At 52.1% G+C, this 240-nt stretch carries 1 protein-coding gene; it reads right to left on the reverse strand.

Annotated features, from left to right (window positions below; all coding sequences use genetic code 11):
* Nucleotides 1-68: 68 nt before the first annotated feature.
* The coding region (pelG, locus tag ACVBEF_RS21410; protein ID WP_447125908.1) for an exopolysaccharide Pel transporter PelG at nucleotides 69-240 on the reverse strand (172 nt) is incomplete at its 5' end.

Here is a 240-nt window from a genome sequence, read left to right on the forward strand (position 1 = left end):
CGGCTGCCGGGCCGCCCCCGGCAAGCATCAACGGAGCGCATACCGTATAAATAAAACCAACGAACCCACTAACCAGACCTCTGCAACATATAAGTCTGATACTCCAACACCTCCAACTTCCGATCCAACATATAAATACTCCCCATCACCACAATCAACAACGCAACCGCAAACCCATATCCATAATAAGCAGGCCCCAACGCCAGCGTCCACCAGCTCAGCACACTGTTGAGCACCACA

It is taken from the genome of Glaciimonas sp. GG7, assembly GCF_052976905.1.